Source organism: Kitasatospora sp. NPDC004615 (assembly GCF_042873545.1).
In the GTDB taxonomy this organism is placed as follows: Bacteria; Actinomycetota; Actinomycetes; order Streptomycetales; family Streptomycetaceae; genus Kitasatospora.
In genome coordinates this window covers 23405-36564 of record NZ_JBIALQ010000004.1, presented here as the reverse complement: position 1 = coordinate 36564, position 13160 = coordinate 23405, and the positions used below count along the sequence as shown (strand labels likewise).

Sequence of the window (13160 nt, the reverse complement as noted above, 5' to 3'; positions counted from 1 at the left end):
GCCCGTCGTCCCCGCGCTCGCGGGGGTTGCTCCAGGGCCTCGTCAACGTCGTCGGCGGCCAGGTGGTCGTCCCCGCGCTCGCGGGGGTTGCTCCGCCACCGCGACGGTCGTGTACGCAGGTAGCTGGTCGTCCCCGCGCTCGCGGGGGTTGCTCCCGGTCGAAGGCCGACAAGGACGTCACCGAGTGGTCGTCCCCGCGCTCGCGGGGGTTGCTCCACCCGCAGGTGGACCAGGCGCTCGTGCTCGACGTCGTCCCCGCGGTCACGGGGGTTGCTCTCGGAGTCCTTTACCCCGCCGCAGGATCCGGCGGATTCAAGATCACCGCCATGACGACAACCTGCATTGGGTGGCCCACCTGATGAATCCGATGGGCCACCCAACATCACTTCACCCTCGAACCTGTCCGGGCACAAGGCCCCTACCGAGACGGCCCTTTGAGCAACGCCCAGGACCAGGACGTCCGCCCGGAAACAGCCGACGGCAATGGCTCCGTCAGGTGGCCAGGAAGCGTTCGTGGAAGACCTGGCAGTCGGGGGCGGCGCGGCGGACCGCGTCGACCATGGGTGGGGGGCCGCAGACGTAGAGGTCGGGAGCGGGGCCGGTGTGTTCGGCGAGGGCGGCGGCGAGCAGGTCGGCGGGGGTGCCGACCGGGCCGGTCCAGGTGGGGTCGGGCTCGCGGACGCAGAACTCGTGGCGGAAGCCAGGCAGTTCGGCGGCGACCGCCTTGAGCTCGGCGTCGCCGAAGAGTTCCTCGGGCGTGTTGGCGCCGAGGAACAGCCGGGCCGGCTGCGGGTCCTGCCACTCGGCCATCTGCCGGGCCATGGCGAGCAGCGGGGCGAGGCCGGTGCCGCCGGCCAGCAGCCAGCGGGGGCGCAGTCCGGTCTCGTGGAGGCCGAAGGCGCCTTGCGGGCCGTGGACCGTCAGCGGGTCGCCGGGGCGGACGCGTTCGGCGAGCGGGCCGGAGAACGCGCCGTCGGGGCGGAGCCGGATGTAGAACTCCATCCGGCCTTCCCAGTTGCCGGTGTTGGCGAGCGAGTAGGCGCGTTTGACGCCGGTGCCGGGCAGTTCGAGTTCGACGAACTGGCCGGCGTCGAACTGGCAGTCGGGGCTGTCGGTGAGGGTGACCTCGAGCCGGACGGTGTCCCGGGCGACGGTGGTGATCGACGCCACCTCGGCCAGCCGTTCCGGTACGCCGCCGTACAGGATCCGCGACTGCGGGTACGGGAGTTCGGCGGTGAGCGGCCCGCGCGGGACGGTGCGGCACAACAGGACTCCGCCGCAGGCGAGTTGGTCGGGCGGGAGGGCCTGGTCGCTGTGCGGGCCGAGGTCGTACTCGCCGGAGGTGACGGTGGCGTGGCAGGAGCCGCAGGTGCCCTGCTTGCAGGAGGCGGGCAGTGCGGCCCCGGCCTCGGCGGCCGCCTCCAGGACGGTGCCGCCGGGCGGGCAGCTCAGCTCCAGCCGGGCGCCGTCGGTGGTGGTCAACACCACCTGGTGGCCGGGAATCTGACGGTCAGTCATTTTGCGGCCGGTTCCAGCGCGGCGGCGAGGTCTGCGGCCGGGTCGCCGATCAGCCGCAGGTCGAAGCGCTGGACCAGCGCGTCGACCAGGTTCGGGGTGAGGAAGCCCGGCAGCGTCGGGCCGAGGTGGATGTTGCGGATGCCGAGGGCGAGCAGGGCGAGCAGTACGGCGACGGCCTTCTGCTCGGTCCAGGAGAGGACCAGGGTCAGCGGCAGGTCGTTGAGCTCGCAGTCGAAGGCCTCGGCGAGGGCGGCGGCGATCCGGATCGCCGAGTGGGTGTCGTTGCACTGGCCGAGGTCGAGCAGCCGCGGGATGCCGTCGATGTCGCCGAAGTCGTGCCCATTGAAGCGGTACTTGGCGCAGCCGAGGGTGAGTACCACGCTGTCGGCGGGCGCGCCGACCGCGAAGTCGGTGTAGTAGTCGCGTCCGGGGGTGGGCCCGTCGCAGCCGCCGACCACGAAGAAGTGGCGGATGGCGCCGCTGCGTACGGCGGCGGTGACCCGGTCGGCGACGGCGAGTACGGCGTCGGCGCCGAAGCCGACGGTGAGCATCCGCTCGGGCTCCTCCTCCGGCGAGGCGGGGAAGCCGGGCAGTGCGCGGGCGGCTTGCAGGACGGGGCCGAAGTCGCCCTGGGCGAGGTGGCGCACGCCGGGCCAGCCGACGGGGCCGGTGGTGAAGATCCGCCGCCGGTAGCTGACGTGCGGTTCGATGATGCAGTTGGAAGTCATCAGGATCGGGCCGGGGAACGCGGCGAACTCGCGCTGCTGGTCCTGCCAGGCGCCGCCGTAGTTGCCGACCAGGTGCGGGTATGCCTTCAGCAGCGGGTAGGCGTGCGCGGGCAGCATCTCGCCGTGGGTGTACACGTTGATGCCCTGGTCGGCGGTCTGCTTGAGCAGCTGCTCCAGGTCGTGCAGGTCGTGGCCGCTGACCAGGATGGCCTTGCCCGCGACGGGCGTGGTGCGCACCGCGGTGGGCTGCTGGGCGCCGTACGCGCCGGTGTTGGCGGCGTCGAGCAGTTCGATGGTGGCCAGGTTGAGCCGGCCCAGGCCGACGGCGCGCTCCACCAGGTCGGCGACGTCGGTGGGTTCGCCCGCGAGGTGGGCGAGGGCGCTCTCCACGCCGCCGAACACCTCGGCGCTCTCCTTGCCGAGGACGTGCGCGTGGTAGGCGTACGCACAGATGCCCTTCAGCGCGTACAGGTGCAGCGCGCGCAGGCCGACCACGTCCGGTCCGACCAGGGCCAGGCCGGCGTCCACGCCCACCTCGGCGGCCTGCCGCAGCAGCGTGTCCGGGTCGTCGGCGGGCTGCCAGGCGGCGGGGCCGGTGAGTTCGCGCGGTTCCTGTCCGGCGGCGCGGGCGGCCTCCTCGTAGGCGGCGCGGGCGCGTTCGCGGTGGGCGACGGCCTGCTGAATCAGCGCGCCGAACCGCGACGGGTTGAAGTTCACGTTGGTGAGCGTGGTGAACATCGCGTACAGCACGAACCGCGACGCCTCGTCGTCCGCCGCTCCGAGGGTGCGAGCCTCCGCGGCGTACTGGGCGATGCCCTTCGCCGCGTGGATCAGCAGATCCTGCAGATCGGACGTGGCGGCGTCCTTGCCGCAGTTGCCGATCGCGGCCGCGCAGCCGGGAACCGTCCCGGTACGGTCGGTCTGCTCGCACTGGTAGCAGAACATGCGGTCCTCCTGGACTCTTGCCTCGCGCCCCGGGGCCGACGGACCCCACGCACGGTCGTGCCTCCACGCTACGAACCCCGCCCGCGCCGCCGCAGGTCCCGTACGTCCCCGCGCCCCGGGCCGTCCGGCCCCTCTCGGCGGGCTCGGCCGGGCCGCAAGTCCCTTGCCGCGACCGGCCGGTGGCAGCCGTTCGATTCTGCCCGGGCCGGGCGTCCGATCGCTGTTGATCCGTTGTTGATCGGCGGGGGCCAGCATGGGGGACGTGCCGGTCCCGGGGGTGGGTTCGAGTGGTGATCGGCCATCAGTTTCGGCGCGGCCCCGCTGCGGGGCCGCCGAGATCACGGGTGGAACAGATCATGCGTGTCCGTCAGCTCTCCGTCGCCGCCGTGGTGGCGGCCCTGGGTGTGTCCCTCGCCGCGTGCGCCGACGACCGGCCGTCCGGCCCCGTCGCCCCGGCCGCGCCCGCCGGGCCCGCCGCCCCGGTGGCGCCCGTCTCGGCGGAACTCCCGGTGTCGCCCGTCCTGGCGAACGCGCCCAGCACGCCCAGCACGCCCAGCACGCCCGCCACGCCCGGCACGCCCGCCACGAAGGGGACGCGCCCGTGCACGGCGGCGGACCTGCGGGCGACGGTGGCGGCGGGCTCGGTGGTGTCGGCCGCGGACCGGCCCGCGGTGGAGCGGATCGAGCTGGCCAACCGCAGCGGCGCCACCTGCACGATGCAGGGCTTCCCGGGCGTCGACCTGGTGAGCGACGGGACGACCTGGAGCCTGCCGCGCTCCCGTTCGACGCAGGCCCGGCAGGTGACGCTGCCGCCCGGCGGTACGGCGTACGTGCTGATCGACTACCTGCCGTACCGGGGTCGCGGGCAGCGCGGCCAGTCCGAGTTCAAGGTCACCTCGATGGTGCTGACCCCGCCGAACGACACCGGCAGCCTCACCGTCCACTGGGAGGGCGCCAACCCGCAGGACCACCGCACCACCACCCAGCCGGACACCCAGGTCCGTCCGGTCACCGCCACCCGCTGAGCCCGCAGCCGGTCAGGACGCGGACGAGGACTCAGGGTCCGGACGGACCGCGCCGAGGATGGGGAGCATGGTGATGGGCGCGAGCTTGATCACCGTCCCCGGATGCGGGGCGTGCACGACGGTGCCGCCGCCCACGTAGAGCGCGACGTGGCTGGCGTCGTTCTGGTAGATGATCAGGTCGCCGGGCCGCAGGTCGCGCAGCGGGATCCGGTGCAGCGCCGCCCACTGCTCCTGGCTGGTGCGCGGGACGGGGACGCCGGCCGCCAGCCAGGCCTGCGAGGTGAGGCCGGAGCAGTCGAACGCATCGGGGCCGGTGCCGCCCCACAGGTACGGCTTGCCGCGCTGGCCGAGCGCGAAGGTGATGGCCTTGCGGCCGGCCTCGGACGCGCTGCCGCCGGGGCCGAACACCCCCGCGGCGAGCATCTGCTGACGGGACTCGTCGGCGCGGTCGTAGTCCAGCTGCTCCAGCAGTTCGAGCTGGTCGGCGGGGGTGGAGTCGAGCAGCTGGGCGGTCCGGGCGGCGGCGGTGCGGGCCTGCTCCACGGCCTGCTGGGAGTCCTGCGCGGCGGCGGCCGCCGCCTCCTCGGCCTGCCGTGCCTGCTCGGCGGCCAGCACCAGCCGTCCGCGGGCCTCGCGCACCTCGTTCAGCACGTCGGCGGCGCTGTGGGACCGTTCGAACGCCTGGTGCTGGTGGCCGAGGAAATCCTCGGCCCGTTCGGAGAGGAACAGCCGGGCCAGCGGGCCGAGCGACCCGAGCGCACCGTTGCGGTACTGCTCGGCGACCAGTCGCGCGGCCTGCGTCTCCGCCTCCTCGACCCTGGCCCGCTGGTGGTCGGCCTCGGCCGCCGCGTCCGCCGACTCCTTCTTCCTGCGCTCGAGTTGGACGCCTGCCGCGGTGGAACGCTGCTCCGCCGTCTCGGCCTCGTGCCGGACCTCGGCGAGGTCCTTGCCCAACTGGTCGAGCGCCGCCCCGGCCGGCTGACCGGCCACTTCCTCCCCCGCTGCCTCGCCATCGGCCACCTCCTCCCCCACCGACTGGCCGGCCTCCTCGCCGGCCTCCTCGCCGGCCTGCTCGCCCGCCGTCTCGCCGTCGGCCGACTCCTGGACGGTCTCGTTGTCCGGAACGGGCAGCGGCTCGGCGACCGCGGGTGCGGCGATCGTCAGCAGCAGCGCCACGACCAGCGCCAGCACTGTCGCTCGCCAGGACCGGGAGGTGCCACGGGACATGAAAGTCCACCGCCCTCGTTCAACTGCACCGGACGCGCCACTGACCGGTCGGGCCCCCTGAACCCACCGGCCGCCGCACATCCATCGGATGATCGGAACCCGGCCACTCTGCCACCCGCCCCACCCACTCCCCCGCAGGCCGGGCCCCGGATCCCCGAGTCTCACTCACCCGGCGGCAGCCTCCCCCACGACGGCCCAACCCAGCTTGCGGGCCTGCCCGGCGACGATGTCGAAGTCCGCCGAGGCCCGGAGCGACGCGACGACGGCCCGGGTCAGCGGGGCGCCCGCCAGGACGGCTGCCACCGCGTCCCGATCGACGGACCGCTCGTAGTAGTCCTCGGCGAAACCCACGAAGGCGTCCGGGCTCCCGTCCACGACGAGGTCGAACAGCCAGCCGCCGCCGTCCGACTCGTGGGGGCCGAACTCCACCGGCCCGCACCGCCAGGCGCTGTCACCGGCCTCGCGCCACGCGCACACCGAGGCGTCGAAGAACCCCTCGAACTGGAACTCCGGCTCCTTCGCGTAGCGGGCGAGCGAAGCGGGCAGCCCGTCGAGCAGCCCGGGCCAGTGCGCGCGGTCCTCCTCCCGCCACGGCGTCGCGTCGCTCTCGTGGTCGAAGCCGTAGAGGAACACCCCGGCCGGGTCGAACACGATCGCGTACAGGTCGCCCCCGCCGTTCTCCATCCGCGCCAGATCCACGCCCTCCCGCCAGCCGGGCACGAACGTGTGCATGAGGCCGTACCCGTCGAGGATCACGTCGAGCATGGCGATCGCCCGGCAGCGGTCGCGCAGCACAGCGGGTTCGGGCAGCACGGACACCAGTTCACGAACAGTCATGGCGCCCATTCAACAGTGCGTCACCGACACCCCTGACCTGCGCCTTCGCTCCGCCCGGGAGCGGGGGCGGCGGGCCCGTGGTTACGTGGGGCGCATGACCGGTCGTCAGCGTTCGGGGTACCTGGGGGCGGCGGGCGCGTTCGCCGTCTGCATGGCGGGCACCACGCTGCCCACGCCGCTGTACGGGCTGTACCAGGAGCAGATCGGCTTCTCCGAGCTGATGGTGACGGTGGTGTTCGCCGTCTACGCGCTCGGGGTGATCGGCGTGCTGCTGCTGGTCGGCAACGTCTCGGACGCGGTGGGGCGGCGCCCGGTGCTGCTGGTCGGGCTCGGCTGCGCGGCGGCGGCCGCGGTGGCGTTCCTGGCGGAGGGGGGTCTGCCGCTGCTCTTCCTGGGCCGGCTGCTGTCCGGACTGTCGGCGGGCCTGTTCACCGGCACCGCCACCGCGTACGTGCTGGAACTCGCCCCGCCCGGCCGCCGGGCCCGCGCCGGGTTCGTGGCCACCGCCGCGAACATGGGCGGCCTCGGCCTCGGCCCGCTGCTGTCCGGGCTGCTCGCCGAGTACACCTCCCACCCGCTGACGCTGCCGTACCTGGTCCATCTGGCGCTGCTGGCCGCCTCGTTCGCCGTCACCTGGTCGCTGCCCGAGACGGTGCCGGACGCCGAACCGCTGCGTGCGGCGCGCCCGCGCCGGCCGAGTCTGCCGCCGCAGGTGCGCGGGGTGTTCGTGCCGGCCGGGATCGCCGCGTTCGCCGGGTTCTCGTTGCTCGGGGTGTTCACCTCGGTCAGCCCGGCGTTCCTCGCCGAGAACCTGGACGTGCACAACCACGCCGCGGTCGGCGCGATCGTCTGCCTGGCGTTCTTCGCGTCCACCGGCGGCCAGCTGCTGGTGCCCCGACTCGGCGCGGCCCGGGCGATCCCGCTGGGCTGCCTGGTGCTGATCGCCGGACTCGGCCTGCTCGCCCTGTCCCTCGCCACCGACACCCTGACGCCACTCGTCCTGGCCGCGCTGGTGGGCGGCACCGGCCAGGGCATGGGGCTGCGCGGAGCCGTCGGCGAAGTGGCGGACGCGGCCCCCGCCGAGGAGCGCGGCGGGGTGCTGTCGGCGCTGTTCGTGGTGGCGTACTTCGGCATCTCGGTACCGGTGATCGGCATCGGCCTGCTCAGCGGCCCGCTCGGCCTCACCCACGCCGGCCTGGTCTTCGCCGCCTGCATGGCCGCCCTGGCAGCGGCCTCCGGCATCTACCTGCTGCGCCGCGACGTCCGCCCGCCCGCGGTACTACGGAATCACCGCGACGAGGACGCCAGACGATGAGCGGTCGGGGACGGGCGGTGGCGGCGGCGCTACCCGCCCGACGCCCCGTCAGTGAACCGCCTCCGGGAAACCCTCAAGACGCTCGCCGACCCGCTTCCGCGGCAGCGGCCCCGCCGGACAACCACCAGCAGGCTCCGACCTGCCACTGACCACCGTCACCACCCGCGCCGGCACAGCCCCCGCCGCACCACCAACCCCTCGGCGCAGGCGAACAGTGGCTCCACACGGTCGACGACCACATGCGCGGACGTCAGCACCAGCCGTCCGCCGGCCGCGTGCCAGGACCCGGGCCCGCCCGTCCCGTTCACTCCGGCGAGCCGGAGCCGTTCCACTCATGCCCACTTGTGGGAACCCTGGAGCCCGCGCGCCGGCCCCGCAGGTGAGAGCCCGGCGCGCGGGGCGGAGGGTCAGGAGGTCTTGGTGATGAGCAGCACGGTGTACGTCCCGCACTGGGAGCCGTTGACCTGGTTGCTGACCACCCAGCCGGCCGGGATCGGGGACGGGCCGCAGACCACCATGCTGGTCTGGGTGGTGACCTTCGTCAGCGTGTACACGGTGTAGACCCCGCACAGTCCGGAGTTGCCGAACGCCTGGGTGATCACCCAGCCGGCGGGGATCGGCGACTGTCCGCAGACGGTCAGGCTGGTCTGGGTGGTGACCTTCGTCAGGGTGTTGACGTTGTAGGTGCCGCAGGCCGAATTGTTGCTCTGCACCTGGGTGATGACATACCCGGACGGGATCGCGGACTGGCCGCAGACCTGGAGCGTCGTCTGGTCGGCGACCTTGACCAGCGAGTACCCGGGGTAGCTGCCGCAGCCGGCGCCGCTCTGCATCGTGGTGATCACCCAGCCGTCGGGGATGCGGGAGTTGGAGCACACCTGGAGCGAGGTCTGGGTGGTCACCAGCGTCACCGTGTACGTCCCGTAGGTGCCGCAGGCGGGCGAGTTGGGCTGGATCGCGGTGATCACCCAGCCGGGGAGGATCGCGGACTGGCCGCAGTCCTGGAGCGTGGTCTGGGTGGTGACCTTCAGCAGGGAGTACTGCGGGTAGTTGCCGCAGCCGGCGCCGTTCTGCGAGGAGGTGATCACCCAGCCGTCCTGGATCGGCGACATCGCGCAGGCCTGGTACGAGGTCGCCGTGGGCGGGATCAGCGTCACGGTGTACGTCCCGTAGGTGCCGCAGGCGGGCGAGACGGTCTGGACCGCGGTGATCACCCAGCCGGGGAGGATCGCGGACTGGGCGCAGTCCTGGAGCGTGGTCTGGGTGGTGACCTTCAGCAGCGAGTACAGCGGGTAACTGCTGCCGCAGGTCGGGCCGGTCTGCATCGCCGTGATCACCCAGTGGTCGGGGACGGGCGAGTTGGAGCAGGCCTGGATGGTGGTGGCGTCGCCCAACTCCGTGATGGTGAACAGCCCGTAGCCGCTGCACCCGGCCCAGTTCTCGCTGGTGATCACCCAGCCTGCGGGGACGGGGGTGTACCCGCAGATGGTGGTCGTCGCTCCCTGCGCCACTGCCGGAGCGGCCTGCGCCGTCGGCGCGCTCACAAGCGTGACGGCGCCCAGCAGGACGGCCATCACCGCGATCCATCTGGTCAGTGTCTGCCGAAGTCCTGTCATCTCCGTTGCCCCTCCTGGTCGGTGTCCGGCGCGGTGAGCCTGGCAGGCCGCCGGGTCCGTGAACAGACCGCGTCCCACCTGCGGCGTTACCGCCGGATCGGGGCCGAAAACCGTTCGCCCACCCCTGCACCGCCCTGGTCCACCGCGCCCCTGGGGATCGGCCCCCGCGGAAGGACGACACCCGGCCGGGTTCGAAGGCGGCAGCTGGTTGACGGAGCATCCGTTCCCCAACGTGCCTCCCACCTGCGGCTGCGCGGGAGGGACCAGGCAGAATCGGCGTCATGCGTACCCTTCTCGTCATCGGCATCGGCGCGGGCGATCCCGACCACCTCACTCTGGAGGCGGTCAAGGCGATCGGCCGCACGGATGCGTTCCTGCTCCTGGACAAGCCCGAGGAGCGCCAGGACCTGATCCGGTTGCGGCGACAGATGATCGCCGAGCACGGGCGGCCCGGGCACCGGGTGGTCGAGTTGATCGACCCCGCGCGCGATCGGAGCACGGCCGCGTACCGGGAGGCCGTCGAGGAGTGGCGGGAGCGGCGGGCCGATCTGGTCGAGCAGGCGGTGATGGAGGAGCTGGCGGACGGCGAGACCGGTGCCCTGCTGGTCTGGGGCGACCCGGCGCTGTACGACAGCGTGACCGCCGTGCTGGACCGGATCCTGGCGCGCGGCCGCACCGAGTTCGAGTACACCGTCATCCCCGGCATCAGCAGCATCTCGGTCCTGGCCGCCCGCCACCGCACCACCCTGACCCGCACCGCGCGGCCGGCGCGGATCACCACGGGGCGCCGCCTCGCCGCCGAGGGCTTCGGGCCGGGCTCGGAGGACGCGGTGGTGATGCTGGACGGGCAGGCCGCGTTCACCAAGATCGACCCGGCGGGTGTGCACATCCACTACGGCGCCTACCTGGGCACCGAGGACGAGATCCTGGCCTCCGGTCCGCTCGCCGAACAGGCGGACCGGATCGCGGAGTTGCGCGAGCAGGCGCGCGAACGCAAGGGCTGGATCATGGACAGCTACCTGCTGCGCCGCACCGAGGACTGACCCCGCACACCCATCGAGCGGACGGGTGCGGAGCCCAACTCCCCCACCCGTCCGCCTCGTTCTAGACTGATCGCGCAACTGGTTCGCGCACTGCCTCTGGGCAGGCGCGTCGTAAGAGGGAACCCGGTGGGAATCCGGGACTGCCCCGCAGCGGTGAGTGGGAACGACCGCCGTCATACGCACTGGGTCCGGACGGGCCCGGGAAGCGACGGCCAGTAGGTGTCCGGGCGTCGGCCCGGGCGGGGCCCACGAGTCCGAAGACCTGCCCGTTGCCCGGGTGCGACCGCTCGCTCCCGGCCCTCCGGTGACCTCGTGGGCGGGTCGGCCAACCATCGCTCGGGCAGGCGCAGTTGACAGCGCAGCACGACTCGCGGGCCTTCGCTTTCCGCGGTGTCGTCGGACCCAGGTTCGAGGCTCGCGAAGGAGAGTCCCCTTGACCACGAGGTCCACAGCCGCGGCAACTGTCCACGGCTACCCCCGTCAGGGCGCCGACCGGGAACTGAAGAAGGCCGTCGAGGGCTACTGGAAGGGCAACGTCACCGCTGACGCGCTGCTCGCCGCCGCCGCCGAACTGCGCTGTGCCAACTGGCGTCAACTGGCCGGCGCCGGCATCACCGAAGTCCCCACCGGCGACTTCTCGCTGTACGACCACGTGCTGGACACCACCGTCGCCGTCGGTGCGATCCCGCCCCGGCACCGGGCCGCGGTGGACGCCGACCCGCTCGCCGGCTACTTCGCCATGGCGCGCGGCACCCAGGAACTCGCGCCGCTCGAAATGACCAAGTGGTTCGACACCAACTACCACTATCTGGTACCGGAGTTGGGGCCGGACACGGTGTTCGTCGCGAACTCCGCCAAGCAGGTCGGCGAGCTCCGCGAGGCACTCGGCCAGGGCTACCGGGCCCGCCCGGTGCTGCTCGGCCCGGTCAGCTACCTGCTGCTCGCCAAGGCCGCGCCCGGAACCCCGAACGGTTTCGAGCCGCTCACCCTGCTGGACCGGCTGCTGCCGGTATACGCCGAACTGCTGGCCGACCTGCGGGCCGCCGGCGCCGGATGGGCCCAACTGGACGAACCGGCGCTCGTCCAGGACCGCACCCCGGCCGAACTGGACGCCGCCGCCCGCGCGTTCCGCGACCTCGGCACGCTGACGGACCGTCCGAAACTGCTGGTCGCCTCGTACTTCGACCGCCTCGGCGAGGCCCTGCCGGTACTTGCCGAATCCCCGGTCGAGGGTCTGGCGCTGGACTTCACCGGACCGGCCGCCGGCAACCTCGCCGATCTCGCCGCGGTCGGCGGCCTGCCTGGCAAGCGGCTGGTCGCGGGCGTGGTGGACGGCCGCAACGTGTGGATCAACGACCTGGAGAAATCGCTGGCCACCCTCGCCACCCTGCTCGGCCTCGCCGACCGGGTGGACGTCGCCCCGTCCTGCTCGCTGCTGCACGTCCCACTGGACGTGGTCGCCGAGCGCGACCTGGACCAGCAGATCGGCCGCTGGCTGGCGTTCGCCCGGCAGAAGGCCGCCGAGACGGCCCTGCTGGCCCGCGCCCTGCGCGAGGGGACCTCCGCCATTGTCTCCCAACTCGCCGCCAACCGGGCCGACTTGGCGTCCCGCGCGGCATCCCCGATCACCCGCGACCCGGCCGTCCGGGCCCGCGCCGCCGCCGTCACCGACGCCGACACCCGCCGCGCCGACCCGTACCCCGTCCGCGCCGCCGCCCAGCGGGCCCGGCTCCAGTTGCCGCCGCTGCCCACCACCACCATCGGCTCGTTCCCGCAGACCGACGAACTGCGCACCGCCCGCGCCGAGTTGAACGCCGGACTGCTGGAGGAGGCGGACTACCACGCGCGGATGGCCGACGAGATCCGCGAGGTGATCGCCTGCCAGGAACAGGCCGGCCTGGACGTGCTCGTGCACGGCGAACCCGAACGCAGCGACATGGTGCAGTACTTCGCCGAGCAGCTCACCGGCTACCTGACCACCCGGCACGGCTGGGTGCAGTCCTACGGCACCCGGTACGTGCGGCCGCCGGTGCTGGCCGGTGACATCTCCCGCCCGTCCCCGATGACCGTCGACTGGTACGCGTTCGCACAGAACCTGACGGACCGCCCGGTCAAGGGCATGCTGACCGGACCGGTCACCATGCTGGCCTGGTCGTTCGTCCGCGACGACCAGCCGCTCGCCGACACCGCCCGGCAGGTCGCGCTGGCGCTGCGCGACGAGGTCGCCGACCTGGAGGCGGCGGGCGCGGCGGTGATCCAGGTGGACGAGCCGGCGCTGCGCGAGACGCTGCCACTGCGCCGGGCCGGGTGGCCCGGGTACCTGGACTGGGCGACCGGGGCGTTCCGGCTGGCCACCTCGCCGGTGCGCTCCGACACCCAGATCCACACCCACATGTGCTACGCCGAGTTCGGCGAAATCCTGGGCGCCATCGGCGAGTTGGACGCGGACGTGATCTCCCTGGAGGCGGCCCGCTCGCACATGCAGGTCGCCCACGAGCTGGCCGCCGCCGACTGGTCGGCCGAGGTCGGCCCGGGCGTGTGGGACATCCACTCGCCGCGCGTTCCGTTCCCCGCCGAGACCGTCCTGCTGCTGCGCCTGGCGCTCACCGCCGTCCCCGCCGAGCGCCTGTGGGTCAACCCCGACTGCGGCCTGAAGACCCGCGGTTGGCCCGAGACCCGCGCCGCGCTCCACAGCCTGGTCGCCGCCGCCCACACCCTCCGCGCGGAGCTGTCAGGCTGACGGCCTGTCGGACTGACGCGCTGACGGCCCTGGTGGTTCAGACGTCGAACCGGACGCCGGTCAGCCGCTCCGACAGCTCCCACAGCTCCCACAGCCGCCGTGCACACGCTGGTGCAGTCGCTGCGCTACCAGGTGCAGGCCGACACGCCGTCCGTGCGGGTGCAGG

9 protein-coding genes, 1 CRISPR repeat array and 1 riboswitch (1 of these 11 cut by a window edge) are annotated in these 13160 nt (G+C 73.1%); of the genes, 4 read left to right on the top strand and 5 right to left on the bottom strand.

The genetic code is table 11. From position 1 onward, the window contains the following. Positions 1–277: direct repeats of the CRISPR family, unit length 29 nt; unit sequence GTCGTCCCCGCGCTCGCGGGGGTTGCTCC; it reaches 1399 nt to the left of the window's first position. A gap of 215 nt (positions 278–492) precedes the next feature. Both ACFYS8_RS15030 and hcp read right to left on the bottom strand, forming a co-directional pair. Continuing rightward, entirely contained in the window at positions 493–1518 is a 1026-nt protein-coding gene (locus tag ACFYS8_RS15030; RefSeq protein ID WP_387640817.1) for a 2Fe-2S iron-sulfur cluster-binding protein, read from the bottom strand. Continuing rightward, the gene (gene hcp / locus ACFYS8_RS15025; protein WP_387640815.1) at positions 1515–3191 is read right to left on the bottom strand and encodes a hydroxylamine reductase; all 1677 of its coding nucleotides are present in this window, start codon (positions 3189–3191) and stop codon (positions 1515–1517) included. The genes ACFYS8_RS15030 and hcp overlap by 4 nt, the downstream gene beginning before the upstream one ends. A gap of 356 nt (positions 3192–3547) precedes the next feature. Here hcp and ACFYS8_RS15020 point away from each other — a divergent pair, with 356 nt between their 5' ends. Then, on the top strand, positions 3548–4216 hold the full coding sequence (locus ACFYS8_RS15020; protein ID WP_387640812.1) for a DUF4232 domain-containing protein: 669 nt from the start codon (positions 3548–3550) through the stop codon (positions 4214–4216). A gap of 12 nt (positions 4217–4228) precedes the next feature. Here ACFYS8_RS15020 and ACFYS8_RS15015 read toward each other — a convergent pair whose 3' ends face one another. Beyond that, on the bottom strand, positions 4229–5443 hold the full coding sequence (locus ACFYS8_RS15015) for a C40 family peptidase (protein ID WP_387640809.1): 1215 nt from the start codon (positions 5441–5443) through the stop codon (positions 4229–4231). A 165-nt stretch (positions 5444–5608) separates the two neighbouring features. After that, a complete protein-coding gene (locus tag ACFYS8_RS15010) occupies positions 5609–6280 on the bottom strand; it encodes a hypothetical protein (protein ID WP_387640807.1) in 672 nt (223 codons plus the stop codon). 94 nt (positions 6281–6374) lie between these two features. Between ACFYS8_RS15010 and ACFYS8_RS15005 the strand changes: the two genes are divergently transcribed. Beyond that, positions 6375–7595 carry an MFS transporter gene (locus ACFYS8_RS15005; RefSeq protein ID WP_387640804.1) on the top strand — a complete coding sequence of 407 codons (1221 nt, stop codon included), beginning with the start codon at positions 6375–6377 and terminating at the stop codon, positions 7593–7595. Positions 7596–8002: 407 nt separating this feature from the next. Here ACFYS8_RS15005 and ACFYS8_RS15000 read toward each other — a convergent pair whose 3' ends face one another. Beyond that, the gene (locus ACFYS8_RS15000) at positions 8003–9211 is read right to left on the bottom strand and encodes a hypothetical protein (protein ID WP_387640803.1); all 1209 of its coding nucleotides are present in this window, start codon (positions 9209–9211) and stop codon (positions 8003–8005) included. Between the two features lie 281 nt (positions 9212–9492). Here ACFYS8_RS15000 and cobF point away from each other — a divergent pair, with 281 nt between their 5' ends. Together cobF and metE are read left to right on the top strand one after the other, a co-directional pair. Next, positions 9493–10254 (top strand): precorrin-6A synthase (deacetylating), encoded by a 762-nt coding sequence (gene cobF / locus ACFYS8_RS14995; RefSeq protein ID WP_387640801.1) that lies wholly within the window; start codon positions 9493–9495, stop codon positions 10252–10254. 62 nt (positions 10255–10316) lie between these two features. Further along, positions 10317–10539, top strand: a riboswitch (cobalamin riboswitch). 148 nt (positions 10540–10687) lie between these two features. Beyond that, entirely contained in the window at positions 10688–12994 is a 2307-nt protein-coding gene (metE, locus tag ACFYS8_RS14990) for a 5-methyltetrahydropteroyltriglutamate--homocysteine S-methyltransferase (protein WP_387640799.1), read from the top strand. The last annotated feature ends 166 nt before the right edge of the window (positions 12995–13160 follow it).

Excerpts from the sequence above, each read along its gene's own strand:
- ACFYS8_RS15005 (WP_387640804.1), top strand. The coding sequence starts at position 6,375 with ATGACCGGTCGTCAGCGTTCGGGGTACCTGGGGGCGGCGGGCGCGTTC.
- cobF (WP_387640801.1), top strand. The coding sequence starts at position 9,493 with ATGCGTACCCTTCTCGTCATCGGCATCGGCGCGGGCGATCCCGACCAC.
- ACFYS8_RS15015 (WP_387640809.1), bottom strand. The coding sequence starts at position 5,443 with ATGTCCCGTGGCACCTCCCGGTCCTGGCGAGCGACAGTGCTGGCGCTG.
- hcp (WP_387640815.1), bottom strand. The coding sequence starts at position 3,191 with ATGTTCTGCTACCAGTGCGAGCAGACCGACCGTACCGGGACGGTTCCC.
- ACFYS8_RS15000 (WP_387640803.1), bottom strand. The coding sequence starts at position 9,211 with ATGACAGGACTTCGGCAGACACTGACCAGATGGATCGCGGTGATGGCC.
- ACFYS8_RS15020 (WP_387640812.1), top strand. The coding sequence starts at position 3,548 with ATGCGTGTCCGTCAGCTCTCCGTCGCCGCCGTGGTGGCGGCCCTGGGT.
- ACFYS8_RS15010 (WP_387640807.1), bottom strand. The coding sequence starts at position 6,280 with ATGACTGTTCGTGAACTGGTGTCCGTGCTGCCCGAACCCGCTGTGCTG.
- ACFYS8_RS15030 (WP_387640817.1), bottom strand. The coding sequence starts at position 1,518 with ATGACTGACCGTCAGATTCCCGGCCACCAGGTGGTGTTGACCACCACC.